The organism is Meiothermus taiwanensis WR-220 (assembly GCF_003568585.1).
Taxonomy (GTDB): domain Bacteria; phylum Deinococcota; class Deinococci; order Deinococcales; family Thermaceae; genus Meiothermus; species Meiothermus taiwanensis.
On record NZ_CP021130.1, the window covers coordinates 2,471,018 to 2,497,035 of the forward strand.

Genomic DNA, 26,018 nt, shown 5'->3' on the forward strand with positions numbered 1-26,018 from the left:
TTACCTTTAGAAACGCTTGGCCGGCTCAACCACGCTCACATTTGCAGCCTGAGGCCCCTTGCCGTTCTTTCCAGGCTCAATCTCGAAGGTTACCACATCGCCTTCGTTCAGGGTGCGAAAACCGCGAGACTGAATGGCGCTGTAGTGCACAAATACGTCCGGCTCACCCTCCTCGCGCTGGATAAAGCCATAGCCCTTCTCTGCATTGAACCACTTGACCTTACCTTTTTGCATACTGCTCCTTACCGCGGGCAACTGCAAAGTAACCCGGCCCGGGACCAAGGCGCTGAACTACCCAAACATCATCCGACCACCCCTGGCCACAGAAAATCCCCCCATCGCCAGGCCGTGGACAAAACAACATGGGCCACCTCAGAAAACTCCCAGACGCCTCAAGATAGCACTACTCAGCGAACTATGTCTACTCAAGTAATACCAGATCCGGAAGGCGGCGAGCTAACCCGACCGAAGTTATCCGCGTAGCGGAGGGCGATACCGCCCCTTGGAAGGGAGCGCTTTAGGCTTAAAAAAGCCAGCCTCTGGAGATCTTTGCTTTGGATGACTATCTTTTTGAATCCGGTATAAAACGCCCGCCGTTGCCGGCGAGCGTTTATCGGCCCACCTTGGCTGCTAGGGCTGCCAGACCGGTACCGTGGTGGGATCGATGCCCCATTCCTTGGCCAAATAGGTCTGAGAGAGTTTTTTGAGGACGCCTTCTTTTTCCAGGGCCTCCAAAATCTTGTCAACCTGGGCCCGGTTGGGGTTGCCCTTGGTAAATAACGCCCCGTAATTCTCACCGGTTCTGAACTGCCCCACCACCACCAGCGCCCCGCCCGACTTGGCCGCCTCCGAGAGCACGATGGAGGTATCCACGATGAAGGCGTCAATCTGACCGGCCCGCAGTGCGGTAAAGCCTGCGGCCACATCCGGGAAGACCCGGGTCAGGTTCTGGGGGTGCTTGAGGGTCTCGCTCAGGAACTTGGCCGCCGTGGTGGCCTGCTGCACCCCCAGGCGGGCGGTCTTGAGGCTGGCTGGAGAGTTAAATTTGGCCCTGTCGGCGGCCCGCACCAGCACACCTATATCCGAGGAGAAGTAGGGCCTCGAGAAGTCCACCACCCGCTTGCGGGCCTCGGTGATGGTGATCTGCGAGAGGGCAAAGTCGAAGTTGCGGGTCTGGCCGGCAATCAGGGCGTCCCAGGCCACGTTCTGCACCACCACCTTGTCCAGCCCCGCGCGGTGGGCAATGTTGGCGGCCAGGCAGTACTCGAAGCCGTCTTTGATGGTGGCGGGGCTGTCGCCATTCCAGAAGCCCGGCCCCGGCAGGTTGGTCTGCACCGTGAGCTGGCCGGCCACCGCCGGGCGGATGGGAAACTGGCCTTTGGGGCCGGTTACTTCGCAGTTGCCGATCTTGGTCTGGGCCATCCCCAGCGAGGCCAAAACCGCCAATCCTAGAATCCCGATTCTTTTCATGGAAACCTCCTTAGCCACCCATCTATGCGTTCTGCTCAACTTTACAGAACCCTGAAGAGGGCGTCAATGCAGAAAGTATGTACCGCAGACCTTCGTACACCAAGGACGGCGCCAGGCCCACGTAGCCCTCGAGGTGAAGGTCTTATGTCTTTACCTGGTGCCCAAAGCCCACACTGTCGTACTATTAACAGATAACAGAGGTTCGGGCAAGGCCCCAATTGTCAGGCTGATTGACTTGAGCAGAGAAAAAACCATGAGACCGAAGCTTGTGCTTTTCCTCTGTTCGCTCTTGCTTGGAGCCTGTAGCTTCGTTTACACAGGATCCACCGTTACACCACAACCCATCACCATCACCGAGACCGTTCTGTCCTCGCGCTATGGCCTGATCGCACTGAACGCTACCATTTTGGAAAGAGATCAGGAAGCCGGGTGGGAACGGGTGGTTTTTCGTTTACAGCCCAACCACCCACTCCCGCTGGCAAACATAGGGGATCTGGGCCGCTACCTCCGGGCCCAGCTCGAGATTCGACAGTGGCGCTTGCAATGCGAGACCTCGAATTCCCTACCCATCTTCGGCGGGCCTCATTACACCCTGCGGGTGGTTCGCGGGACGGAGGGAGCAGGCCTCTTCCTCAAACCAGCAGGGGAACCCGGCACCTACAGGCTGGAGGTGGGCGCCACCAGCCCCGACCCGCCCCCCTTTTCCTGCCCAGTCCGCTAGGCAGCCCCGCCCACCCAGCGCCCTTCCGCAACTACAGACTTTCCCGCGGCATCGGCTACAATGAATAGGCTGTGCAGGAACGGATTCGCAATTTTTCCATCATCGCGCACGTAGACCACGGCAAGTCTACGCTGGCCGACCGCATTCTGCAGATGACCAAAGCGGTCTCGGATCGAGAGATGCGCGAGCAGTTTTTGGACTCGCTGGAGCTCGAGCGCGAGCGCGGCATCACCATCAAGGCCAGCGCGGTGCGGCTGTTTTACCAGAGCAAAGCCGGAGAAACCTACATCTTCAACCTGATCGATACCCCCGGCCACGTGGACTTTGGCTACGAGGTGAGCCGGGCTTTGGCCGCGGTGGAAGGGGTGTTGCTGGTGGTGGATGCTTCGCAGGGGGTGGAGGCCCAGACCATCGCCAACTTCTACCTGGCCATGGAGCACGAGCACACCATCATCCCGGTGATCAACAAGATCGACCTGCCCGGCGCCCAGCCCCTGGAGGTGGCGCTGGAAGTGGAAGAGGTGCTGGGGATTCCCGCCGATGAGTGCATTTTTGCCTCGGGCAAAACCGGCCAGGGGGTGGACGAGATCCTCGAGGCCATCGTGGCCCGCATCCCGGCCCCCAAGGGCCATCCAGAGCACCCCCTCCAGGCCCTGATCTTCGACTCCATCTTCGACGCCTACCAGGGGGTGATTCCCTACGTGCGGGTAATGGATGGCAGCATCCAGCCCGGCGACCGCATCCGCATCTGGTCCACCGGCAAGGTCTTCGAGGTGGACAAGGTGGGGGTCTTCCGGCCCGGGGCCTTGGAGCCCGTCGCCCGGCTGGGGCCCGGCGAGGTGGGCTGGATTACCGCCGCCATCCGCGAGATCGGCGATGCCCAGGTGGGCGATACCATCACCCTGGCCCAGAACCCCTGCGACGCCCCCTACCCAGGCTTCCAGCCGGCCAAGCCGGTGGTGTTTGCCGGCCTCTACCCCACCGACACCCAGGACTACAACCGCCTGCGCGAGGCCCTGGAGAAGCTCAAGCTCAACGATGCGGCGCTTTCCTTTGAGCCGGAGACTTCGGAGGCGCTGGGCTTTGGCTTTCGCTGCGGCTTTCTGGGGCTGCTGCACGCCGAGATTGTGCAGGAGCGGCTCGAGCGCGAGTTCGACCTCGACCTCATCTCCACCGCCCCCAGCGTGATTTATCGGGTCAAGCTCACCAACGGGGAGGAGATCGAGATTCACAACCCCTCCGAGCTGCCCAACCCCGACAAAATCGAGGCCATCTACGAGCCTTACGTCAAGCTCACGGTATACACCCCCGAGGAATACGTGGGCTCCATCATGCAGCTCTTGCAGGAAAAGCGCGGCAAGATGGGCAACATGCACTACGTCGGCAAGCGGGTGGAGATGGTGTACGAGGTGCCCTTCGGCGAGATCCTCTACGACTTCCACGACCGCCTGAAGTCCCTTAGCCGGGGCTACGCCTCCATGGACTACGAACAGGCAGGCTACCAGGAAGGCGAGCTGGTCAAGGTGAGCATCCTGGTCAACGAGGAGCCGGTGGATGCCCTGGCCTTTATCGCCCACAAAGACAAAGCCTATGGCATCGGGCGCGAGATTGTGGACAAGCTGGCCGAGGTCATCCCCCGCCAGCAGTTCGCGGTGCCCATCCAGGCCGCCATCGGGGGCAAGATTATCGCCCGCGCCACCGTCAAGGCCCTGCGCAAGGATGTGCTGGCCAAGTGCTACGGCGGCGATATCACCCGCAAGAAAAAGCTACTGGAGAAGCAAAAAGAGGGCAAAAAGCGCATGAAGGCCATCGGCAAGGTGGACGTACCGCAGGAGGCTTTCCTGGCGGTGCTGTCGGCGGGGCGGGATTAGTTCAGGCTGATCTCGCTGAGCCGCAGGGGCAGGTTGCGGGGGGCCGCTTCGAAACGCAGAGGGCTGGCCGGCACGCGGGCATCGCGCCCACCCTGCCTTATCTCGCCCTGCAGCGAAAAACGCATCTGCGCTGCGCTGTGCTCGGCCCGGAGCGGCGCAGGGGGCGTGGCAGGGCAAGGCACCGGCCTCGCCAAGCCCTCCTCGTCGAAACCCAGGCAGTTGGCAAAACTCACCACAAAACCGCCCGGCTGCACATAATCGGCCAGCAGGTTGCCGCTGCTGCCCGGTATGGTGGTGGGGATGATGGCGGGTAGCCCATTGGGCAGACGGTTGCTGTCCACCACCAGGTTGCGCTCGTAAATGTACAGCAGCCACTTATCGTTGTTGGCGGGATCTGGGCCGGGGTTCTCGGCCCCGGTGGCCCGCGCGACCACCCAGCCTCGGTTGAGGGGGTAGATCATCACGAATTTCACCACTTCCATCCCATTCTCCACTCGAGGAGGCTGGAGCAGGGCAATCACCGGATCTTGACCTGTCCGCCAGGTGTTGTCGCCGGTGCGCGGATTGCGCACGCTATAGCCGCTTGGGCTGCCTATGCTAAGGGTCACGCCGGGGGGGTACACAAAAGCCGCCGACGAGAGATAATCGCTCACCAGGTTGCCGGCGTTGCGCAGGTCTTCGGTGAGAAGCTGGGCGTTTTGTACAAAACGCAGGCTATCGCTGCTGCTGCGCAGCCCGGCGGCAATTAAGGTCAGAACGGCCACCCCAACAACGGCGGCAATCAGCATTTCGACGAGGCTAAGACCGTTTTTGCGCATAACGCCTCTACTGGGGTGGCCCCGCCACCTCGGTGACGAAACGGTAAGCCCGGTTTTGCGGGCCGGTGAATTGAATGGTCACCCGACGCAGCACCACCTGGGTTCCGATGGTTTGAAGATCCTCGGTGGTAACGGTGAGGTTTCTAAAGCCGCTGGGAAGCGCTACGGAGGGGGGTGTTCCCGCGGTAAAAGCCACCCTTGTCGACCAGCTGGCCCGCAGGGTGTCGAAGTAGCTGCGAGCAAAAGCCTGGGCCTGGGTATCGATCTGGGCGTTGCGGGTGAGGGCAAAGCTCGAGCCAAAGTAGCTCAAAATCAAGATGGTGATGGAAAGGATGGCCAGGGCCACCATCACCTCTACCAGGGAAAAAGCCTTACGGCGCACGCACCACCACCTTTCCGGTACTGCCTACAACGTGCACGTTCAGCACCCGATTGCCCGGCCCGCGGAGGGTAAAAGTGCGGTTGGCCGCGTCAACAACGCCGTATGGGGCCAGGAAGGTAACCCTGCCCCCACCAGCAGGGACATGCTGGAAGATCACCCCCGGTGGCAGCGGTTTGCCGGCCTGCAAGGCCAGCTCCCGGGTGGGGCCCACTTTGTAGGTATTACCGCCTTCCGCGGCCTGAAAGGAAAAGTTGAGCGACTGGCGGCGGGCTTGTTGGCGGATCCGCTGCAGCTCGGTCGCGACCTGGGTGGCCGCCTCGCGGATAACCAGGCTTTGTCGGTAAGCGCTCAGCGAGACAAAACCCACCCCCAGCAGGATGCCCAGCACCGCCAGCCCAATCAGCAACTCCAGCAGGCTGATACCCTTTTGTGAATGCGCCTTCACTGACCCACCACTTCCCATATGCCCCTTCTAAGCTGGGCTTGCTGACCCCCCGGCACCCGGGGACGCAGGCGGCTGTCGTGGTAAATGGTCAGGCCCGAAGAGCCATCCCCGGGCCCCGGCACCAGAATGCCGGTATCGGCGGCCACCAGGGCCCCGCGCAAATCCCAACGCCCGCCCAGTTTGGTATATTTGCGCTGAGCAAGGCCAAAAATGGCGTTGGCCGAATACAGCAGTCCATCGGTGCGGAGTGGGCCCACACCTCGAGCGTTCATGGAACTGGCCCAGAGGTTCTTAAGAACGGCGTTGTTGAAGATGCTCGAGGTCACCTCGTAGCGGGCCGCACGGGCCAGAATGCTCCGGGCTTGTTCGGCCGTGAGGGTGGTGCTGCTCAACTCCGTGTCGCCGCGGCAGAAAGAAACTCGAGCCCCCGCTGCAATGGTGCTGTATTCTCCATATCGTTGTGGTTGATGACTACAGCCGGTGGCGAAGTAGATGCGATCCTCAGCAAATGTATAAAGGCGCGGCCGGTAAGTATTGTCGCGTAGGTAGTGTTGCAGCTCCCGCCGGTTGAAGTTGGCTATCTCGGTAAGGGCCAGGTTGGGCCGCGGGCGCTCTTCTGGGTAGCAGGCGGCATCGCTGGGGTTTTCCCTGCAGAAGCCGATGGTGGGTTGGTTGGAACGGGTGCTGAGCATCTGCTCTTCGGTTAGGCTTTCAATGTCGCTTTGAACGCTCATAAAGTCGCCCACCAGCAAATTGCCACCGGCTATTAGGTTGAGCTGGGGTAGGCGGCTGGGGTTGCTGTAGTCGCAGGGGATCGGGGTATTCCCCGTGCCGCAATCGTAGGTCAGATCACCCATCACGTAGAGGTTGCCACGGGCTAGCAGGGTGCCATGGCCCCGAACAAGCCCCCTGAGCACCACGTCCCCGTTCACAAAAACCGTACCGCTCAGCTCAATCGGGGTGACCGAACCATCCAGAAGCAGATGGGTCGGGTTCTGGCCCAGATCCGCCGAGGTTCGGGTCTGCACCGCGCTCCCGCCCGGCCAGGCAACGCGGCCGGCGGGGTTGAGGATCATGGCGGCCGTGATGGTGCCTGCGCTGTAGCTCTCGTTGGTTCCGGCCAGGCTCGAGCGCACCTCAGCCTCCCACTCGGCATCGTCGATGAGGCGGTTGTGGTTGGTATCCGGAATGGGCAAGGGGAAACGATCGGGCAGCTCACCATCGGGAAAGCGGTTGCCAAACGCCGCCAGGTTATTGCTGTCGGGGTAGTTGTAGTAGAGGTTTTGCGGGGTGGTGCAGTTGCTGGGGGTGGAGCAGTCGGCCGGGGTGGCGCTGATGGGGGTGGTTGAGCGAATGCGGGTGTCACCCGGGTTCATGGTGGTGTAGTAGCGGTTGGAAGGGCCTATGGCACCGCTGTACTGCCGGAAGATGGTGCCTCGAGTCACCAGCGAGCCGTGCACCACACCCGCTTCTTCCTCGTCGCGCATAATCAGGCTTTCCAGCACCCCCACCTTGGCCCGCCGCCACCAGGTGCTGGGGTCGCTGGGGTTGGGGTTACCCCGCAGGGCATCCAGGCTTTTCACATCCAGATGGCAGAAAATGCACTCGGCGTTGTTGGTCAGCAGGGCATAGTCGAATGGAAAATAGGCCCGGTCTACCCGGAAAACCTGCCGCAGGCGGCGGGTGGTTCCATCGGGCAGGGTGCCGGTGGAGGTCACAGTCAGCACGATGGCGTCGGGGTCGGGGCGGGTGTCATCCTGGCGCGAGACCTGCACCACGAAGCTCGAGCCATCCCCCAGGCTCTGCGGAGGGCCAAACAGGCTGGCTATGGTGGTGCCGTTGGTCAGCCCCATCCGGTCTAACTCGATGCCATAGGCTGTTACGCTGCGGGAGGTCGCGCCGGCCAGCACCTGGTGCCACAGCCGGGCCACGGCCCGCTCGAGCCCCGCCTCGGCGGCAAACTGGGCCTGCGAGGTGCGCAGGGCATCCTGGGCGTTGCGGCGGTTGCTAAGGGAGGACAGCGTGGCAATGCTAACCAGCACAATAACGATGAACATAAACACCAGTGTTGAAACCAATGCAAGGCCCCTCGTGTCTGACATAAACCCCCTCCCCAACTACAAGGTGAAAAATCCGAATGCCTACAATTTCGGTTCAGATTATAAACCCTGCACGAGGCGAGCACCCATCCACGAAGCTTTACCTATATGCTCAACAACCCCAGGCTACGAGCCCGCTCGAGCGCCTCCACACGGTTGCGGGCCTCGAGCTTTTCATAAAGCCGCGCCAGATGATCCTTCACCGTATCGGGCGAGATATTAAGCCGGCGGGCAATTTCTTTGGTGGAAAGCCCCTGGGCCATCCACTGCAACACCTCCTGCTCGCGGGCGGTTAACCTGGGCAGCTCGGGGGCCCGCAGGCGGGGCTCCAGCCCCAGGCCCAGCCTTCGCAGGCGCTCTGCCAAGGCCTCCGGGGGCAACTCTTTCGACCAGTAGGCGTCGGCACCGGCGTAGGCGGCTTGCTGAACCAGCACAGGTTCGTTGAAGGTAGTTAGCAGGGCAATGAGCCCGTTGTAGCGCTGTTCTCGCAGTAGCCGGGTAGCCGTGATGCCATCCATCTGGGGCATGCGCACATCCAACAGCACCCCATCGGGCAACAATGCCAGGCCCAGCTTAACGGCTTCCTGACCATCGCCCGCCTCGGCCACCACCGCAAAACCCTCGCGCTCGAGGGCCGCACGCAGGCCCATGCGAAACAAAGGGTGGTCGTCGGCGATCAGCAGGCGCATCTAGCCTCTAGATTAGCAGGTCGCAATAAAAAGTCTTCCACAGCCCCTTAGCTGGGGCTGTGGAAGGAAAGCAGGGCTAATACACCTGTTCGCGCTGGCCAAAGCTGAGGGGGGTGGCCACGCTTACCTGCACCACCCCGGTGGTGGGGAAGAAGGGCGGGGCCCGATCCTGCATCCGGGGGTCGTAGGTGAACTGGCGGGCATAGCCCTGAATCATCTGGCCTGTGGAGCTGTTAAACTGCCCGAAGGCCCCATAGGTGTACTGGATAATACCCCCCTGCAAGCGGATCGCACCGCGCGGAGCGATGCTGTTGTAGTTCTGCACCGCCACCTCGCCCCTCGAGGTCATCAACACCCCATGAATGGTCAGGTCTTGCAAGGAGGTGTTGGTGCCGTTGCCCAGCAGGATATCCCCATCCTGGCTATACACCCCCAGGATATTGTCGGCCGAAAGGTTGTTGCAGGTAGCCCGCGTCACCGTGCCACCGTTGCGGGTCGGCGTACCGCTGCAGGCCGGGCTCTGATACTTGAGGTCGCCCTGGATGCGAATGTTCTCACCGCTGCCCGCGTTGGCTACGGTAATCTGCGCAAAGCTGGCCAGCGCTGGGGGTGCGGTGTTGGGGTTACTGGCATCGGAACGGGCCGGGCCGGTGAGGTTATCGATGCTTCCATCGGCAAAGATCATGCCGTTGAAACCTACCCGCACCAACACGCCGGGCCAGCTGCCATTGAAGCGGTAGAGCGTCCCGCTGGCATCGTAACGGTACAGCTGCCGGTTGGTTCCGGTGCAGGCTGCTGTTAAGCAGACTTCAATGTACTGATAGGGTGAGGTGGCCGGTGTACAAACCCCCGAGGCGTTGCAGGTGGGGGGTGTCCCGCTGGCATCCCCTGCGTACAGGGTGATCCGGGCGATATCGGAGTTGAAGTACAGACCCCCCGTCTGCGCCGCATTGCGCTGGTTCTGGTTGTTATCCGGCATGGGGATAAACGGTTCCTGCCAGTTCACCCGGGGGTTGCCCTCAAAAATCGGGGCGTGAGTAATCCCATTGCTGGTCCAGGAAGGGGCGTTGGGGTTGGTCATCTGACTGGGGGATAAGAAGGTGGTGTTGTTGCCCGAACCAAAAAATGCACCAGGGCTGATGGAGCCGGCACAACTGCTGGCCCCAGCATTGGTGCAGCCCGCACTGGTCACATAACCGCCGAACCAGGGATTAAAGGAGAAGTTAAAGCGCTCGTTGGTGTGCACCGGCCCATCAAACAGGGTGTTGCTGGTAAACCAGACCGAGCTATTGGAGCGGGTACGATGCCGGTTGGTAAACAGCGCGTAACGAGCAAAGCTGCCGTTTGTTAGCAGGAAGCGGTACTCACCCTGCACCATCACGTTGCGCTGGTAGGGGGTTCCAGGAGAGGCCGTGACCACCATCACGTAGGGCAGCGCGTACCCCTGCACCTGGCGGGTCAAGGGCGTGGCCGGGTTGTTGTCGTCGTCTACCACATACCCGGAAGGAAGCTGGGCCGAAGCAGGAAAGGCCTGGCCGCAGGCCGGGGCAGTGGTAAAGTGCACGCGCACCTGCACCGTGGCGCCCGAACCATCCGGCGCAAAGTTCCGGTTGCAGATGGCCGCATTAAGGCTGGTCTGGAGGGTGTTGGCCAGCAAAGCCAGCCGGGCCGCTACCGTGGAGGCGATGGGCTGGGTGGCGTTGCCACCGTAATACCAGATATCGCTGGTGCTGATACCCCCCAGGCTGGGGTCTGCCGATCGTACGATGCCCTCAAGGCTGGCCCGCACCTCGCTGGACATCAGGGCCGTGGCCGCCACCGCCCCGCCCCGGGCCAGGTTGATGGCCTGCGCCATGGCCGTGTTATCCCGGCTGGTACGCAGATCGTTGATGGAACGTGTGAACATTAAGGTGCTTACCACGCTCAGCAGCAGAATTACGGTCAGGGCTACCACAATCGCGATGCCCTGGCGATCTCTCATGGGTTGCATATGCTCACCACCTTGGCCTGATAGTAGAGGTTGTTAATCATGTCCACCTGTCCGGTGTAGGTTCGTTCCACGTTGCGCCCACGTAAGGGTAGTTGAACCCCCAGGGTGAATTGCAGCCGCCGCAGGGTAAATTCCGATCCACTGCTGGTAAAGTAGGGCTGCACCCGACCGCTCACCAGATAGCCGCTGGGGTTGCGCTCTTCGCTCACCGAAGAACCATTGCGCCGCTGATAGACATAGTCAATGCGGAAATTACTCACATCGTAGGCCACATCGGTAGAAGCTGCGTCACCCAGGGCCTGGTAGATCAGCTTGCGGTTGGTCGCATCGTAGCTATAGCCCAGCAAGCTAATCACCGAGGCCAGGGTCTGGGAGGTAGCAGCAACCGGCAGGTTGTTGCAGGTAGTGGGGATGGTGTAGGTATTGACACCGCTCAGCACGGGCAGCCCAGTGGTGCGGGTTAGCACTGCGTTACCGTTGCCGTCGATCACAACCAGCCGGCTGCCCACCGGAATCTCGGTAGCGATGGTGGGGGAGTTGCTCACAATCGTCAGGCTGTTACCAGCCACAGCGCTAACGGCATAACCTGCTCCCCCTGCCACCTGGGCAAAAGAGATGCTGGTGGTGTTGCTGTTGAAGGGGGTATGGGTCACGATGGCAAACGCCGCCGTGCGCAAATCCTGGCTCAGCACCTCCAGCACCCGTCGGGCTTTGTTCTGGGCCGAGCTCACCGCCTCGTTGGACTGGTTAAGCTGCAATCCCTGGATGCTGGTGTTGAAAGCCAGTGCCATCACGATCACCAGCACCAAGAGGGCCAGCAGCAATTCCAGGACTGTAAAACCTCGAGGACGCAAAGCAACCTCCTTTAGTTGATACCGCTGTTAATCCCGGCTCCCACCCGCGCTGGGGAAGGGCCGATGATACTCTGGTTGACGCACTGCTCCCCCTCCGGACTGCGCCAGCAAATCTCGATGCGGTACTGGCTGATCTGCCAGCTGCTACTGGCCCAGGAGGGGGCTCCCTGGTTGGTTACGCTGGCACGATAGAGGGCCAGGTTAGCGAACTGCTGCTCGCTGGTAAGGCTGGGGAAGCCGCTGGTGGCGTTGGCCAACTGGCCATAACCCCAGGTGAGACTCTCGCCCTCGTCAGGGACGGCCCGTTCATCGGCCTCGATGATCTGCCGGCCTAAAAAAAGCCCCAGCTGATTGGCCTGGGCCCGCCCCCCTACAACGCTGGTCTGGCGCATGCTGCCCACCAGCAGGGTGGTAAAGATTCCCAGTACAATCGCCAGCGCGCCCGCGGCCACTATCACCTCGATAAGGGTCAACCCTCGGTTTCTCATTGCCGTCGCACCTCCCCAATCAGGGTGGCCGTCAGGGTAAAGGTCTGTCCGGCCGCTGTTACGGTGAACTGACGATTGGCCGGAAAGCTGCTAGAAAAAATTACTTTCCCAGGAGAAGTAAAGGTGGCCAGTGTACCATTGCTTAGGCTACAGCTCACCCCGTTCGGCAGGGTCACGCTGCGCAGCACGCTTCCATCCACCTGGGACTGCACCTGCAGGGTGTTGCCGCTGCGCACCAGCAAGAAGTTGGTGCCGCCCCGGCTGGCTGCCGCAGTCGCACCCTGCCAGAAAAGCTGGCGGATTTGATCCACCGTTGCCAGAGCCTGTTGCCGCTGCCCGATGTTGCGTATCTGGGCGATACCGAGGCCGGCGGCCACCCCCAGGATGGCCATCACCACAATGAGCTCCAGTAGGGTAAAGCCCCCCGGCGTTTTTATCTGCTTATAGGCCTGCGCGCACCTCGCCATACCGCCTCGAGTTTGGACGGGCCGTTTGAATTCAAGTACCCCCAGATGGGGGTTGATGCGTTACGTTAATCAGGTCGCTGATGCGCCGCGCGGAACTGCTTTAAGCGATCCTTTATTCGTGCTGGAGAAGGTTACTCGCTTCTTTTCAGGATACTCGCCGCCCATGGTCAAATATCACACGTTGGTTTGTGCAGCATGCCGGCTGCAAAAACCGGTTGCTGCGAGGAGCCTTTATCGCGTTCCTGGCCCACGGTGGCAGGCAATTTACCCAGTGCAGCGTATTTTGCTGCGCTGGGTATTCGTGGAAAACGCTCTAAGACAACTGGACGCGCAACCGGGTTCCCCCTCCCGGCAAAGCCAGGTTTTCCAGCTGCCCGCCGTGCACCTCAGCCACCCGTCGGGCCACGTACAGCCCCAACCCCGCGCTGCCCGCCCGCACCCCGCGCAGGCGCTGGCTGCGGAAAGGCTGGGTAAGGTTTTCCAGACTGTCGGGCAATCCCGGGCCGTCGTCCTCGACCTCGAGCCAGCCATCCCCCGCCCGCAGCACCACCCGGCTTTTGGCATGGCGCAGGGCGTTCTCGACCAGATTGGCCAGCGCCCGCTCGAGCAAGAGCCGCTCGGCCCTGGCCTGCCCAGCCCCCTCAATCTCCAAGCGCAGACCGCGCTTTTGAGCCTGCTGGGCATAGCGCAGGCGGAAGTCTTCCAGAACGGAGCGCAGGTTGAGGTTTTCTGGCTGGATGCGCCGGGCCTCGAGGCGGCTGGCGGTGAGCAGGTTTTCCACCAACAGGTAGCTCCGGTTCAGTTCTTCCCGCAAGCTACGCAGCAGCTCTTTTCGCTTTTCCGGCCCAATTTTGTCGGCTTCTTCCAGATACTCCAGCGTTCGCAGGCTTGCCAGCAAGGGCGTTTTAAGATCGTGGGTTAGGGCTGCATAGGTGGCTTCACGCGCTTCCAACAGCTCACGCAGGTGATCGAGCACTTCTTCAAAGCCCTCGCGCAACTGGGCTATCTCGGCGGGGGGTGGCTGCTTGGGCGAGGGAAGCGAAAGCTCGGCCAGGGTGCGACCGGTTCCCCGCAGGTAGTAGAGGCTACGGGTTAGCTCGTCGATTGGGTGCAGAAGGGTATTGGCCAGGAAATACCCCACCCCAGCCGCAGCCAGGGCCAGCACCGACAACCAGACCAGCAAAAATAGCGAGGTTTCCAGCGATCTTCCTTGAAAAGAAGCCCAGAAAACCAGAACTATAACCAGGTTGGGAATAAAGGCCAGCAGTCCGATCACCCAGGCCAGTTGGCGCTTGAGCGGCATAATTTCAGTCTACTGGCCCATTCATGGTAGATGGAAATCCCGCTTGAGACCTGCGGCTTACCAGAAGATCGCAAAAACAAAACTGCCTTGGGTGTTTTGGTGCTACACAGCCACCCCCCATTGGGAGTGCCCAAATTCAGAGCCTTGGGCCTTGCAAAGCGTTTGACAAACCAACCCGCAAACCCGCTACGCTAAACCTCATGAACTATGGCGACTGGGCTTTGCTACAAGACCGGCGGGGCCGTGTCTATTTGTTTCGCTTACAACAAGGCGGTACATTCAACTACCACCGGGGCTCCATCCGTCACGAGGCCATTATCCAGGCCGGGGTCGGCCGGTTTGTGGCCACCCCCCAAGGCGAACGCTTCAGCATCCACCGCCCCACCCTGGAAGACTACGTGCTCCAGATGCCCCGCGAAGCCACCCCCACCTACCCCAAAGACGCCGCTACTATCTGCTTTCTGCTCGACCTGGCCCCAGGGATGCGGGTGCTGGAGGCAGGCTCGGGCTCGGGCGGCCTGACCCTGTACCTGGCGCGGGCGGTGGGGCCTACGGGCCAGGTCTGGAGCTATGAGTCCCGCCCCCGACACCTCGAGCGGGCCAGACGCAACCTGAGCGAATTTGAGGATTGGGGCAACGTTACCTTTGTCCAGGGCGACTTGGCCCAGGCCGAGTTACCACCCAACTCCTTTGACGGCATTGCGCTAGATCTGATGGAACCCTGGAAAGCGCTGAACAACATTGCACCGGCACTGAAAACAGACCGCTTTCTGGTCTGCTACCTGCCCAACCTGACCCAGGTAATTACACTGCTCGAGCAAATCAAAACCCTACAACTGCCGTTTTTGCACGAGCGTACCCTGGAGGTGCAGCACCGGGAGTGGGATGTGCGACCCCCCATCGCCCACCCCAAGTTTCAGCAGGTGGGGCATACGGCGTTTTTGGTGCAGCTCCGCCGGGTTGGGGGGGGCTAACGGCTCGCATCTGCTGCGTGGCGGGTGAACCGAGGCTGCTCCGCTCAAGGGTACGCTGTGGCCGGTACACAAAAAGGAGCGAATCAAGGAGACCTGCGGTGGCTTTTGCCCCGCAAGTTCTTGAGGCATTGCGCGGGAGACCAGACGGCGATCGGCGAACCCTCGTAGTCGTCCGGGTCTCGGGTCACAATCGCATCCAACCCGTTCAACTCAGCACAGGCTATCTGGACATTATCCTCGTAATCCGACCCGCTCAAGACTAGAGCTCGCTCGAGCACAAATCGATCGACAGCGCACACATGGAAGGCATCCAAGCACACCTGCACCGACCGTCGCGCCCGAACAAGGTCCGTCAGTTTCCGGGCAACGTAGTAGATATCGGTGATAGCCGAAGCCGGCACATACGCGACAACCTGCCCCTCATCGACCGCCTGCCAGATGGCCGATGCCTCAGCCTGCCACGGCTCTCGCCCAAGAAGCACATCGAGTACAACATTTGTATCCAGGAGAATTCGCATCGCGGTTGGTCTCGAATAACGAACCTACTTGCGCATTCGCCGCTCTGCCAGAATATCCCGGATCGCTTCATCCGAAGGCGCCGGCTTTCCAGCAACCGACAGTAACCCACGGGCCTGATCCAGCGTGCGCCGTGGCCGCTCAGCCCCTCCAGCCTGCTCATCCAGCCGAATGAGATAGGCCAGATACTCTGCCAGCTGAGACTGACGCCCACGCCCAACCAGGTAACCGCGACGCCGGGCTGCTCGAACCAACCTGGCCTTCAGTTGATCGGGCAGGTATATGGAACCCATGTGTCACCTCCACGAAATCTATATATTATTCTAGAGATTAATCCGAGCCTGTCAAGGCTGCCTGATCTTTTATCGCAACGACCAGCCTTTACGGAAACTCTCTACATGTGCAAACCCACGGGCTCAATTAGGGTGGGCATGGGGTCGAGAGTCCGCTAGACTCCTGAGCGTGGAAGGCTTGCTGATTCATGCGGTGGTGCGCGGGCTGGCGGGGAGGTTGCCCTTGCGCAGCCTGGGCTGGGCTTTCCCCGACGAGGGCACCGCCGCCCTGCTCCTGGAAGGACTGGGCAATCTACTGTTGCGCTACCGCCCGCCCCATCCCCTTCTGGCACTGGAAGCGGATCGTGTGGTGGGCGAGGCCAAGACTCCCTTCCAGCGCCTTTTGGAGGCCCGCTGCAAGGGGCGTTTGCTAAAAATTGAACAGCTCAAGCTCGACCGGGTGGTGTTTTTGCAGTTCGAAGGGGAGAAGGGCTTTGTGGACACCGCCCCCACCCGGCTGGTCTTCGAGCTCACGGGCCGCAACGCCAACCTGATGGTTTGTGACCTCGAGGGCCGGATTATCGGCATAGACCGCCCGGTTACGCCCGCCATCAACCGCTACCGCGAACTGCGGAGCGGGCTTTTTTACACCCCGCCCCCACCCTACCACAAGCTCGACCCCCGCACCCTGCAGGAGGACGAACTGAAGCCCTTTGTGGGCCAGCCCCTCGCGCAGCTCATCAAAAACCTGGACGGGGTGGGTAAAGCCCTGGGGGCCGAACTCTGCCGACGCGCACACCTGAGCCCGGAAACTCGGCTCAGCCACGAACATCTACCACTTATCCACAGGGTTATCCACAGCCTGGTCGAGCAGCCCAGCCTGCAAACCACCCCTCCTGACCTCCAGGCCGCCTGGGCGCAGGAAGAGGCCGAGGCCCTGCGCAAACCCCTGCGCGAGGCCCTCCAGCGGCAGATGCGAACCCTGCAAGCCCGCCTGGAGGATGCCCACAACGCCCTGGAGCGCCTGGAGGAGGCCCAGCGCCTGCGGGGCTGGGGCGATCTGCTAATGGCCTACGGCCACCAGCTTCCGCCAGGGCGGAAGGCCACGCTGGAGGATTTTTCCGGCCAGATGGTGGAAATTCCGCTGGAAGCCGGGCTCTCCCCCATCCAGAACGCCAGCCGCTTCTACGCCCGGGCCAAGCGCCTCGAGGCCAATGCCGAGCGGGCCCTGGAGCAGATACCGGCCCTGGAGGCCCAGATCGCCGGGCTAAAGCAGGAACTCGCCTGGCTCGAGCAGCGCTCCCGCCAGGAGTTGCAGGCCCTGGGCCGCAAAAGCCGTGAGAAAGGCCCCCAGGTGGGCCTGCGCCTGGTGAGTCCCAGCGGCCTCGAGGTCTGGGTGGGGCGCAACAGCAAAGAAAACGACCTCCTGACCCGCATGGCCCACTCCGAAGACCTCTGGTTCCACGCCCAGGGCCTCCCCGGTTCGCACGTGATTCTGCGCACCCAGGGCCGCCCCGCACCCCTGCCCGACCTGCTCTATGCCGCACAGCTCGCGGCCCACCACTCCAAGGCCCGGGGCGAGAAAAACGTACCGGTGGACTATACCGCCAAAAAACACGTCTGGCGGCCCCGCAAAGCGGCCCCCGGCCAGGTGCTGTACACCCAGGCCAAGACCCTCTTTGTGGATGCTGAGCTTCCCCCGAGTTGAAGAAGCACCCCCACAGGCTAGCGGCTACCTACTGCTTCGGGAAGCGGTGAGGCCACCGCTTCATCCTCGGCGCGCACCCGCAACCAGCGGGCGGCCAGGGGTAGGGTGGTTCCTTGCACCAGCACCGAAAACAGCACCACGAAGAAGGTCACATTGAATATCTTTTGCGCCGATTCGACCCCAGCCAGCAAAGGAAAGGTCGCCAGCACGATGGGGATGGCCCCCCGCAAGCCCACCCAGGAAACAAAGAGTTTCTCGTTGAGGGCAAAGCGACGATTGGGCAGGCTCAGGAAAATCGCCACAGGTCGGGCCACCAGCATCAGAAAAAGCGCCAGCAGAATAGCCCCTACCGCCACCGAGGGAAGCTGCGAGGGGAAGACCAGCAGGCCCAGGGTGAGGAACATCCCAATCTCCATCAGCCAGGTGTTGCCCTCATGAAAGGCCAGCAGCGCCGTCTTGCGGGGAAAGTCGCTGTTGCCCACCACCACCCCCGCCACATAAGCCGCCACAAATCCACTGCCGCCCAGCACGGCGGTAAGGGAAAACACCAAAAGCATTAAGGTAACCGACAAAACCGCATACAACCCATCGAAGCTGAGCCGGATGTTTTGCAAAATCCAGGCCACCGCCCGCCCCAGGCTATAACCCAGCAGTAAGCCCAGTAGCATCTGCTGGACGAACATGGGCAGAATCTGCCAGGCGCTCATCTCGGGGCGGGTCAGGAGGGCGGTCAGGCCAACGGTCAGAAACACCGCCATGGGGTCGTTGGTGCCGGATTCGAACTCGAGCAAAGGCCGCAGGTGCTTGCGCAGGCGCACGGCCCGCTCGCGCAATACCCCAAACACCGCGCTGGCGTCGGTGCTGGAGACTATGGCACCCAGCAAGAAGGCCTCGAGCCAGCCCAGATCCAACACCCAGTGAGCGAATACGCCCGTCAGGAGCATGGTAAATAACACGCCAAAAGTGGCCAGCGACAGGCCAGCCCCCAGCACCGGGCGCACCGTATTCCAGCGGGTAAAAAGGCCACCCGAATAGAGGATGAAGACAAGGGCCACCGTGCCTATGAACTGGGTCACGTAGTAGTTGTCAAACCAGATACCCCCCGGCCCATCGCTGCCAGCCAGCATCCCGATGAGCAAAAATAAGAGCAGCCCAGGCACCCCCAGCCGCCCACCCAGCTTGGTGGCCAGCACGCTGAGAAGCAGCAGGATACTAGTGATCAGCAGAAGGGTCTCCGGTCTCGGCAAATACACCTCCCCATCCCCCGGCAAAACTGCCAGGCAACTTTGTACTCTGGTGCGCGAAGCACCCCAGGTTCAGTATGCTGCCAAATCGGGCCTAAAGCAGCGGTTTAGTTTCCAATTCGGGTGTGCAGGTCGCCAATGCCCTCGATGGCGACCTCCACGTGGTCGCCGGGCTTGAGCTCGCCCACCCCCTCGGGGGTGCCGGTCAGTACCACATCGCCGGGCTCGAGGGTCATAAAGCTGCTGATGTAGGAGAGAATTTTAGCCACCGGGAAGATCATCAGGCTGGTGTGGGCCTCCTGGCGCAGCTCGCCGTTGACGTAGGTGCGCAGGGTGGTGTTTTGTGGGTCGAGCGAGGTCACCAGCCAGGGCCCCAGGGGGCAGAACTTGTCGGCGGACTTGGCCCGCACCCACTGCAGGTCGGTTTTCTGTTTGTCGCGGGCGGTCACGTCCAGGGCGCAGGTGTAGCCCAGCACGTGCTCGAGCGCCTCGCTCTCGGGTACGTTTTTCATGCGGCTTTCAATCACCACCGCCAGCTCCCCTTCGTAGTGCAGCAGGTTGGTGAAGCTGGGGTAGGGCACCACATCGCCCGAGCGCTCGGGGCGGGCCGGGTTGGCCGGGTGGGCCAGGGTGTTGGGGCCTTTCAGGAACAGGCCGGGCTCCTTGGGCAGATCGCCCCCGAAGTCGTGGCCCATCTCGCGGATATGGTCGAGGTAATTGCGCCCCACGCAGACAATCTTGGTGGGGGTGGCCGGGGCCAGCAGGGTCACGCCCCCCAGGTCAAAATGACGGCCCGTGGGGTTGCCCGCCGGGCCATCGGTTTCGTGAATGGTCTCGCCTTCCAGTACCCCCCATTGACCTGCGTCGAACCGTACGAGCTTCATAGTGGCTCGAGTATACCGTTGCCCTAAGACCTTGGCTGGCCCCGCAACCAGGGTTACACCATGCCCTAGCAGGTGGGTGTTAGAGTCTAAGCAGGTGTCGGAGCCAACCCCACCTCGAGCAATCTACGAAAGGAGCTGACATGAACGCGCTTTTACTCTGGATTCTGGGCATTCTGGGTGTGCTTATTACACTCTGGGGCCTCACCCGCCTACCGCGCGGTGGACTGGCCTGGATGGGATTTGGTTTGGTGCTGGGCCTGGCTGGGCTGGGCGGGGCCTGGCTGCACCAGCAGTACGGCACAACCGTCTTCTGGGGGCTGGGCATCCTGGGGGTGCTGTTGCTGGTCTGGGCCCTGTTGAACCTCCGCAGCCGCCTGGCTGGCTGGAGCACCGGTCTGGCCGTGCTACTGGCACTTACCGGCTTTGGCAGCATCGTGCTCCTGAACAGCAGCAGCCCCAACCTGCTCACCTCAGGCACCATCCCCAACCCGCTCAACAACTTCCAAACCGACCCCGCCACACCCCCCGCGCCGGATAGCCCCACCCCCACGCCGCCGGCCGAACCCGCCCCCACCCCCCCCGAGGCCGGCCCATCCCAGCCCACGCCCGAACCCTCGCCGCCCACTGCCGAGCCAACCACCCCAACCCCATCCGTTGCTTCGGGCAGTGTGCGCGAGGTCGATCCGGCCTGCCCCTGCCTCCTCAACGTAACCGTGAACGCCCCCGAACCCACCATCCGCATTTTGCAAGGCACCACTGAGATTGCCAGTAGCCGCCAGGGACGCTCGAGCTTCCTGCTCGAGGCCGGCGACTACACCCTGCAGGTTGAAGCACCCGGCTACCGCACCTTGAGCACCCTGATTAATGTGCCCAAAAATAAGAACCTGGAAGTAGAGCTGGCGCAATAAAATCTACAAATTTACTTGCGCACTACACTACACCCCAGTATGGTGTAGATATTGTGGGTGAAGTGAGTACACTCTGGCAGGTTCACCTCGAGACCCTTCGACCTCACCTGAGCGGACGGGATCACCGCGGCAAAAAAGGCAGTCTGCGCTGGCTGGAAGCCGCTGTGGCCGAACGCGGTGGAAGGGCCGGGACGGTGCGCAACATCCTGTACAAAGATCTGGGTAGCCCCGAGGAAAAACTGCGACTATTCGAGGTCATCTGCGACCTGTACAGCGAATCGGGGCTGGAACCCCCCAGCCTCCCCTCAGAGCTGGCCCTGGAATCGGCCCGGCGGGCCTTGGGACGCGACAAACGCCGGCTGTTTCGCCGCTTTGTGCGAGCCCTGGAGCAGGGTGAAAAACCCCAGATGGTGGTGGTGGGGGGCGCGGCCACCGGCAAGGGTGTGCTGCTGGCCGCAGTGGAGCGGGCTGTGCCGGGCTGCCTGATGGTCAACCTGGGGGGGGAGCTGGCCCAGCACCTCCACCCCCTGGCGGAAAAACTGGGGCTGGAGCTCGAGGGCATCCTTTCGCAGCTCTCCCCCACCCAGCCCTATGCCCTGCAGGCCGCTCTGCAGGATGAGCTGCGCAGCGAGCTGGCCGGCGCCCTCAACGCCTGCGGGAAACCCCTGCTCTTGCGGGCCGAAAAGGAGGGGCAGATCGGTGGCCTGAGCCTGCGCGATACCCAGGGCAACCCGGTGGGGCTGGCGGCCTGGATTGAGCCGCTGCTGCGCCGGCTGACCATTCCTTTTCTGGCCGGGCTTTCCGAGCCCCCGCCCAACCTGGCCTGGCATCCGCTCTCGCCCCCCAGCCGGGCCGAGGCCCGCCGCTACGTGAAAGACCGCCTGCCCGACCTGCCGCCCGAGCGGGTAGAAGCCCTGGTCAACCAGGCCGGGCGCAACTTCGCCGAGCTATCGCGGCTGGTGTTGCTGGAGGCCGCCCAAACCCAGGGCAGCCCCCCCGCGGCCCTGGCCGGCTACAACCTGGCCCAGGACACCGCCCTGCGCCCCATCCTGTACGCGCTGGCCGTTCTTTCGCCCGAGGCCGACCCTGGCATCCCGGTTCCCCTACTGGAAAAGGCCATCGGCAAAAGCCTCGAGCACCTCTCGCAGGCCGAGCGGGCGCTGCTGGCCCCCATGGGTGAGGGCAAGGTACGCCCAGCCCTGCGCAGCCTGCTGCCCCAGGTGCCAGAAAAAGAAGCCCGCAGGCTGCACACCCTGGCCCTGGATTTTTTTAGGGGTGACCTGTTCCGTCAATTGCACCACGCACGCGGCGCCCAGCGGCTGGATAAGCTGCTCGAGCTGCTCTCACAAGACCCCAGCCGGCTCGCGCTGCTGCCCACCCTGTGGGCTGATTCACAGTCCTGGCCCACCCTCGAGCGGGAAAAGCTGGCCATGGCAGTGGTACGCTACCGCGCCGTGCTGGGCCAGTACGCCCACCCCGAGGCCCTGGAGGCCCTCGAGCTACTCTTCCACTCCACCGATCCCGCGGTGCAGGCCTGGGCCAGGGTCAAGGCCGCCGAAGCCCGGGTAGACGCCGGGGATTTCCCCGCCGCCCTGCAGCTGCTGCCCCCGCCCGAGACCCTTTCAGGCGAGATCGGGGCCGAAGGACTGCTGGTCTGGGCCGCTGTGGAGCGCTGGCAAGGCGACTACGCCCAGGCCGAAGCCTATGTCCAGCAGGCCCTCTCACTACCCATTCAGCCCTTTCTGGCCGACCGGGTGCGGCTGTGGCAGGGCCTGGTTGCCAAAGACGCCGGCCGCTTTGAGGAGGCCCTGGAAGCCCTACGGCAGGTCTCGCACGATCCCCTCTTGGTCGGACGGGCCCGTTACCAGTCGGGCGACCTGCTTCTGCGCACCGGACGGGTCTACGAGGCCGAGGCCCAGATGCGCCAGGGTCTGCAAGCCCTGGAAGCTTCAGGGGCGCCCCCCGAAGAGATAGCAAGGGTGCGGGCCCGCTTCGGTACAGCCCTGCGGCGCATCGGCAACTTCGAAGAAGCCGAGCGCTACTTGTACCAGTCCATCCGCGAGGCCTCCGACGAGTTCATCCGGGCCCGGGCCATGAGCGAGGCCAGCGTGCTCGAGCTAGCTCGAGGCCGCCCCCTGGAGGCCCTGGCCCTTCTGGCCGAGGCCGAGGCCTACCTGCGCGAGGTGCGCGAACGCCCCGAGGAGGCCCACTACCGCCACCGCCGCACCCTGTACCGCATTGCCGTGGCCTACTGGGTACGGGCCAGCGGACTGCCCTACCTACCGCCCTATGTGGGCGGTCAAAAAGCCCCCGAAAGCGTGAAAATCCTGCGCGAGCTGCACGAAGAGCTGCTCAGCAAAAAACTCCCCGGCGACCGCTACATCGCCTTGTCCATCGATGTGGCCCTGAAACTCTCCCTGCTGATGCCGGCCCCCAAGGCCGAGGCCATGATGCAGGGCTGCTTGCAGCAAAGCGATCCCTATTTCCAGGCCCAGGCCCGCCTGGGCTACGCCGAGACCCTGGCGAGGCAGGAGAAGTGGGCCGAGGCGCTGGCCCAGGTGGTGCAGATTGGTGATCTGCAAGACCCAGGGGTGCAGAGCTGGAAGCTGGGCCTGGAGACCCAGGCACTGCTGGGGCTGGGGCAGGAGGAAGCCGCCTGGAAAAAACTCCAGACCTGTGCGGGCCTGCCGGCCCCCTACCGCGCCCAACTGGGCCGGGTGCTGGGCAAAATCTGGCCTGCTGAAGCCCTGCGCGCGCGGCTCAACACCCGTTCGCCCCTGGCCCTGGACGACTGCCTGGCCCTGCACCTGAGCCAGGCCAGCCCCGCTCAGTGAAGTTCGGCCAAGAAGCCCCGCAGGGCTGTGTTGAAGGCTTTGGGGTTCTCCAGGTTCGAGAGGTGCCCTGCCTCGGGCAGGATCAGCATCCGGCTGTCGGGAATCTGGGCGGCCATCTGCCGGGCCTCGGAGGGCGGGGTGAGGGTATCCTCCTCGCCCACCAGCACCAGGGCCGGCACCGAGATGCTGGGGAGCAGCGGCAGCGAGTCGGGCCGGTGGGCCAGGGCCTCGAGGCTCCTGGCTACCCGGCCGGGGTCGGCCTCGAGCTGGGCCTGCCGCACCTGGGCCACCAGTTCGGGGCGGCGGGCATGGGTGGTAGCCCCCAGGTGCCCCTTGAGGGTGGCCTCCGGGAAGAACTGCATCCCTTCCCGGCGGATGCGCTCGGCCTGCTCTAAGCGCAGGCGGGCCCCCTCGGGGGTGTCCGGGGTGGCGCGGGTGTCGGCCAGCACCATCCCCGCGAAGCGCTCGGGCTCGAGGTTCCACAATCTGAAAATCACATAGCCCCCCATGGAAAGCCCCACAAACACCGCTCTTTGCCAGCCCAGGTCGTCCAGCTCGACCAGCACGTGGGCAGCCGCGCTTTCCAGGCTCTCGAACCCCAGGATGTCGGGGTTCAGCACCGGATGCCCCTCGACGGCCTCGAGCTGCCCTGCCCACATGGCCGGGCTGTAGGGGAAAGCGTGCAGAAAGACCACAGGAACCGACATATCCCCAGCATAGCCTAAAAAATAGGGTCAGGCTTCCCCCTTCAAAGCCCCCAGGGCCACCTGGTAGAGCTTCTCCAGGTCGGTCTCGCCGGTCTCGAGCTGCCACTCGTAGGCAGCTTTGAGCATCCGGCCAAAGGCCTTCCCCGGCTTATGACCCCGTTCGACCAGATGACGGCCCAGCAGCACCGGCTGCACCGGCACCGGCTGGGGCTCGAAAAACTGCCAGGCCTCCTTGGGCCGGCGCCCGGCCCCATCGGCCTCGAACAGGGCTTTTAGGGCCATCAGGTGCGGGCCGGCCTGGGCCTGGAACCTGCGGATGGCCGCAGGGGTGGGCTTGGTAAAGACCGGCACCATGTGCAGAGCGGTGGTCACCACCAGCTCATCCCGCAGATGGTTGGGCAGGCGCAGGTCGCGGGCGATGCGGGGTATCAGCGCGGCACCCACCCGCTCGTGCCCGTAAAAGCTATACCAACCCTCGGGCCTCCAGCGCGCGGTATCCTTCTTGCCGATGTCGTGCAGCAGGGCGTGCCAGCGGTAGGGCGGCGGGGCGCGATCCACCACCTGCAAGACATGGGTCAGCACATCCCCCTCGGGGTGCCAGCGGGGGTTTTGCAAGAGCAGGTGGGTGTCTTCAAACTCGGGGATCAGCCGTTGCAGGATTTCCAGGTCGTAGAGGTAGCGCAGAAAACGGCTGGGGGTGCCGTTCTGAAAGGCTTTGTCAAACTCGGCGGTCACCCGCTCGACGGCCACGTGCGCGAGCACCTCCGGGGCCGCTTCCTGCGCAGCTTGCAGGGTTGTTGGCTCGATCTCGAAGCCGTAGCGCGCGGCAAAGCGGCCCGCCCGGATCACCCGCAGGTAGTCTTCCCGGAAGCGCTGGGCCGGGTCGCCCACCGCCCGCAAGACGCCGGCCTCGAGATCCCGCTGCCCGCCGTAGGGGTCGATCACCTGCCCCGAGGCATCCATGGCGATGGCCCCGATGGTGAAATCGCGCCGGGCCAGGTCTTCTTCGATGGACCGACCCCAGGCCACCCTGGCCTTTCGTCCATAGGTCTCCACGTCGCGGCGAAAGGTGGTGACCTCGTAGGGGTGGTGGTCGATCAGGATGGTGACGGTACCGTGCTCGAGGCCGGTGGGAACCGCCCCCAGGCCCTGGGCTTTAGCCAGACGCATCACCTCCTCCGGGGGCGCCGAGGTGGCAAAGTCCAGGTCTTCGGGCGTCTGGCCCAGCAGAATGTCGCGCACCGCCCCGCCCACCAGGTAGAGATCGGGCAGGAAGGAAAGCCGTTGCAGAACTTGGCGGTAATCCATCATGGCAGGCAGGCAACCGAAGTCTGAGGTTAGCACTCGCAGCGCCAAATTCCTAGCGTGCATTGATTTTTTACAAAGACAATGTTACTGTTGTCTTAGGCTTTTTGGGTTGAGTGAACCAAAAAAAGTCAGACCAAGAGAACCAAGTGAAAACCCACAAGCCGGAAAAGGAGATCTATGATTCCGGACTTCAACAAAGGAGGGAGTCTTCCTCCGGGTATCCACTTGGCAACTTGGCAAGAAGTAGAACTTAAGTTTGGCTGGAACGAGCACCGCAGAGCGCTTCTTGGGGGTCTAAGAATGGCGCTTTTGAACCTCCAACAAGCTGGCTGCAAAAGAGTGTATCTGAATGGAAGTTTTGTAACGACCAAAGACCAACCCGCCGATTTTGACGCCTGCTGGGAACCGAGCGGTGTAGATTTCAATAAACTAGATCCTGTTCTGCTCGACTTCTCCAACCGTCGCGCTGCTCAAAAAGCCAAGTACGGTGGGGAGTTTTTCCCGGCCAGTGCGGATGCCAAAGGGGATGGTACGCCCTTTCTCGATTTTTTTCAGTCGGATAGGAACGGCAGCCGCAAGGGCATTGTGGCCATTGATTTGGGAAAGGGGTTTCCATGAGGATCGAGAACGAGCGCGAGTACAGAATCAGCGGGGCCTGGCTCAGGCGCTTCGAGCAAAGCCTGGAGCAGCTGCAACGTGCACCCTTAGGAAACGAGCATCCTAAGCTGCGGCAGGCCCGGCTCGAGGCGCTGCAAAGCCAGATTGAAGACTTGCGTGAACAGATGGCCCAGTACGAGGCCCTCCGCCGTCGAGAAGTTCGCTCCGTCCAGGTATCTTCCTTGGAAGATTTACCTGAAGCCCTCATCAAGGCGCGGATCGCAGCGGGCCTTACCCAGGAGCAGCTTGCAAAACGATTGAAGCTCAAAAAGCAACAGATTCAGCGTTATGAAGCCACACACTATGCCTCGGCCAGTCTCGAGCGGCTCATCGAAATTGCCAGGGCGCTCAACGTCCAGATCAAGGCCGAGGTAGTATTCGGCCGGTAATCTTGCTGTGGACTGCGCCA

At 62.5% G+C, this 26,018-nt stretch carries 25 protein-coding genes; 8 read left to right on the top strand and 17 right to left on the bottom strand.

Going from position 1 to position 26,018, the window contains the following annotated elements:
- Positions 1-6: 6 nt before the first annotated feature.
- Both MTAI_RS12185 and MTAI_RS12190 read right to left on the bottom strand, forming a co-directional pair.
- Positions 7-234 carry a cold-shock protein gene (locus MTAI_RS12185; RefSeq protein ID WP_013012948.1) on the bottom strand — a complete coding sequence of 76 codons (228 nt, stop codon included), beginning with the start codon at positions 232-234 and terminating at the stop codon, positions 7-9.
- A 396-nt stretch (positions 235-630) separates the two neighbouring features.
- Entirely contained in the window at positions 631-1,470 is an 840-nt protein-coding gene (locus MTAI_RS12190) for an ABC transporter substrate-binding protein (protein WP_027887008.1), read from the bottom strand.
- A gap of 253 nt (positions 1,471-1,723) precedes the next feature.
- Here MTAI_RS12190 and MTAI_RS12195 point away from each other — a divergent pair, with 253 nt between their 5' ends.
- Together MTAI_RS12195 and lepA are read left to right on the top strand one after the other, a co-directional pair.
- Entirely contained in the window at positions 1,724-2,191 is a 468-nt protein-coding gene (locus tag MTAI_RS12195; protein ID WP_131455670.1) for a hypothetical protein, read from the top strand.
- A gap of 71 nt (positions 2,192-2,262) precedes the next feature.
- Positions 2,263-4,062, top strand: a complete 1,800-nt coding sequence (gene lepA / locus MTAI_RS12200; protein ID WP_027887006.1) for a translation elongation factor 4 — start codon at positions 2,263-2,265, stop codon at positions 4,060-4,062.
- Here the strand turns inward: lepA and MTAI_RS12205 are convergent.
- From MTAI_RS12205 to MTAI_RS12250, 10 genes are all read right to left on the bottom strand, one after another.
- Positions 4,059-4,880, bottom strand: a complete 822-nt coding sequence (locus tag MTAI_RS12205) for a PilW family protein (RefSeq protein WP_027887005.1) — start codon at positions 4,878-4,880, stop codon at positions 4,059-4,061. The genes lepA and MTAI_RS12205 overlap by 4 nt on opposite strands.
- A 7-nt stretch (positions 4,881-4,887) precedes the next feature.
- The gene (locus tag MTAI_RS12210) at positions 4,888-5,262 is read right to left on the bottom strand and encodes a type IV pilus modification PilV family protein (protein WP_027887004.1); all 375 of its coding nucleotides are present in this window, start codon (positions 5,260-5,262) and stop codon (positions 4,888-4,890) included.
- Complete coding sequence (locus MTAI_RS12215; protein ID WP_027887003.1) at positions 5,252-5,707, bottom strand: pilus assembly FimT family protein; 456 nt, start codon at positions 5,705-5,707, stop codon at positions 5,252-5,254. Before MTAI_RS12215 ends, MTAI_RS12210 begins: the two co-directional genes overlap by 11 nt.
- Positions 5,704-7,764 carry a pilus assembly PilX N-terminal domain-containing protein gene (locus tag MTAI_RS12220; protein ID WP_241768733.1) on the bottom strand — a complete coding sequence of 687 codons (2,061 nt, stop codon included), beginning with the start codon at positions 7,762-7,764 and terminating at the stop codon, positions 5,704-5,706. The genes MTAI_RS12215 and MTAI_RS12220 overlap by 4 nt, the downstream gene beginning before the upstream one ends.
- Before the next feature lie 146 nt (positions 7,765-7,910).
- Positions 7,911-8,495 carry a response regulator transcription factor gene (locus MTAI_RS12225; protein ID WP_027887001.1) on the bottom strand — a complete coding sequence of 195 codons (585 nt, stop codon included), beginning with the start codon at positions 8,493-8,495 and terminating at the stop codon, positions 7,911-7,913.
- Positions 8,496-8,571: 76 nt separating this feature from the next.
- Positions 8,572-10,485 (bottom strand): DUF4900 domain-containing protein, encoded by a 1,914-nt coding sequence (locus MTAI_RS12230; protein WP_051349794.1) that lies wholly within the window; start codon positions 10,483-10,485, stop codon positions 8,572-8,574.
- The gene (locus MTAI_RS12235) at positions 10,473-11,339 is read right to left on the bottom strand and encodes a prepilin-type N-terminal cleavage/methylation domain-containing protein (RefSeq protein ID WP_027886999.1); all 867 of its coding nucleotides are present in this window, start codon (positions 11,337-11,339) and stop codon (positions 10,473-10,475) included. Before MTAI_RS12235 ends, MTAI_RS12230 begins: the two co-directional genes overlap by 13 nt.
- Before the next feature lie 11 nt (positions 11,340-11,350).
- Complete coding sequence (locus MTAI_RS12240; protein WP_027886998.1) at positions 11,351-11,827, bottom strand: type II secretion system protein; 477 nt, start codon at positions 11,825-11,827, stop codon at positions 11,351-11,353.
- On the bottom strand, positions 11,824-12,294 hold the full coding sequence (locus MTAI_RS12245; protein WP_027886997.1) for a type II secretion system protein: 471 nt from the start codon (positions 12,292-12,294) through the stop codon (positions 11,824-11,826). Before MTAI_RS12245 ends, MTAI_RS12240 begins: the two co-directional genes overlap by 4 nt.
- 313 nt (positions 12,295-12,607) lie before the next feature.
- Entirely contained in the window at positions 12,608-13,597 is a 990-nt protein-coding gene (locus MTAI_RS12250; RefSeq protein ID WP_027886996.1) for a sensor histidine kinase, read from the bottom strand.
- Positions 13,598-13,797: 200 nt separating this feature from the next.
- Between MTAI_RS12250 and MTAI_RS12255 the strand changes: the two genes are divergently transcribed.
- Complete coding sequence (locus MTAI_RS12255) at positions 13,798-14,571, top strand: tRNA (adenine-N1)-methyltransferase (protein WP_027886995.1); 774 nt, start codon at positions 13,798-13,800, stop codon at positions 14,569-14,571.
- Between the two features lie 83 nt (positions 14,572-14,654).
- Here MTAI_RS12255 and MTAI_RS12260 read toward each other — a convergent pair whose 3' ends face one another.
- Positions 14,655-15,089, bottom strand: a complete 435-nt coding sequence (locus tag MTAI_RS12260) for a type II toxin-antitoxin system VapC family toxin (protein WP_027886994.1) — start codon at positions 15,087-15,089, stop codon at positions 14,655-14,657.
- A gap of 460 nt (positions 15,090-15,549) precedes the next feature.
- On the opposite strand from MTAI_RS12260, the gene MTAI_RS12265 reads away from it, so the two are divergent.
- Positions 15,550-17,067: an Rqc2 family fibronectin-binding protein gene (locus tag MTAI_RS12265; protein ID WP_027886992.1), complete on the top strand. Its 1,518-nt coding sequence runs from the start codon at positions 15,550-15,552 to the stop codon at positions 17,065-17,067.
- Positions 17,068-17,084: 17 nt separating this feature from the next.
- Here the strand turns inward: MTAI_RS12265 and MTAI_RS12270 are convergent, their stop codons facing one another.
- Complete coding sequence (locus tag MTAI_RS12270; protein ID WP_036196870.1) at positions 17,085-18,320, bottom strand: potassium/proton antiporter; 1,236 nt, start codon at positions 18,318-18,320, stop codon at positions 17,085-17,087.
- Positions 18,321-18,418: 98 nt separating this feature from the next.
- A complete protein-coding gene (locus MTAI_RS12275; protein ID WP_027886991.1) occupies positions 18,419-19,195 on the bottom strand; it encodes a fumarylacetoacetate hydrolase family protein in 777 nt (258 codons plus the stop codon).
- Positions 19,196-19,335: 140 nt separating this feature from the next.
- Between MTAI_RS12275 and MTAI_RS15625 the strand changes: the two genes are divergently transcribed.
- Both MTAI_RS15625 and MTAI_RS12285 read left to right on the top strand, forming a co-directional pair.
- Entirely contained in the window at positions 19,336-20,103 is a 768-nt protein-coding gene (locus MTAI_RS15625; RefSeq protein WP_187388553.1) for a PEGA domain-containing protein, read from the top strand.
- Positions 20,104-20,156: 53 nt separating this feature from the next.
- Complete coding sequence (locus MTAI_RS12285; RefSeq protein ID WP_043983276.1) at positions 20,157-22,937, top strand: tetratricopeptide repeat protein; 2,781 nt, start codon at positions 20,157-20,159, stop codon at positions 22,935-22,937.
- Here the strand turns inward: MTAI_RS12285 and MTAI_RS12290 are convergent.
- Together MTAI_RS12290 and MTAI_RS12295 are read right to left on the bottom strand one after the other, a co-directional pair.
- The gene (locus MTAI_RS12290; protein ID WP_027886988.1) at positions 22,931-23,644 is read right to left on the bottom strand and encodes an alpha/beta fold hydrolase; all 714 of its coding nucleotides are present in this window, start codon (positions 23,642-23,644) and stop codon (positions 22,931-22,933) included. The two genes, MTAI_RS12285 and MTAI_RS12290, sit on opposite strands and share 7 nt — an antisense overlap.
- 27 nt (positions 23,645-23,671) lie before the next feature.
- Entirely contained in the window at positions 23,672-24,955 is a 1,284-nt protein-coding gene (locus MTAI_RS12295) for a CCA tRNA nucleotidyltransferase (protein WP_027886987.1), read from the bottom strand.
- 174 nt (positions 24,956-25,129) lie between these two features.
- Between MTAI_RS12295 and MTAI_RS12300 the strand changes: the two genes are divergently transcribed.
- Both MTAI_RS12300 and MTAI_RS12305 read left to right on the top strand, forming a co-directional pair.
- Entirely contained in the window at positions 25,130-25,570 is a 441-nt protein-coding gene (locus MTAI_RS12300; RefSeq protein WP_027886986.1) for a DUF6932 family protein, read from the top strand.
- Positions 25,567-25,998, top strand: a complete 432-nt coding sequence (locus MTAI_RS12305; protein WP_027886985.1) for a helix-turn-helix transcriptional regulator — start codon at positions 25,567-25,569, stop codon at positions 25,996-25,998. Before MTAI_RS12300 ends, MTAI_RS12305 begins: the two co-directional genes overlap by 4 nt.
- The last annotated feature ends 20 nt before the right edge of the window (positions 25,999-26,018 follow it).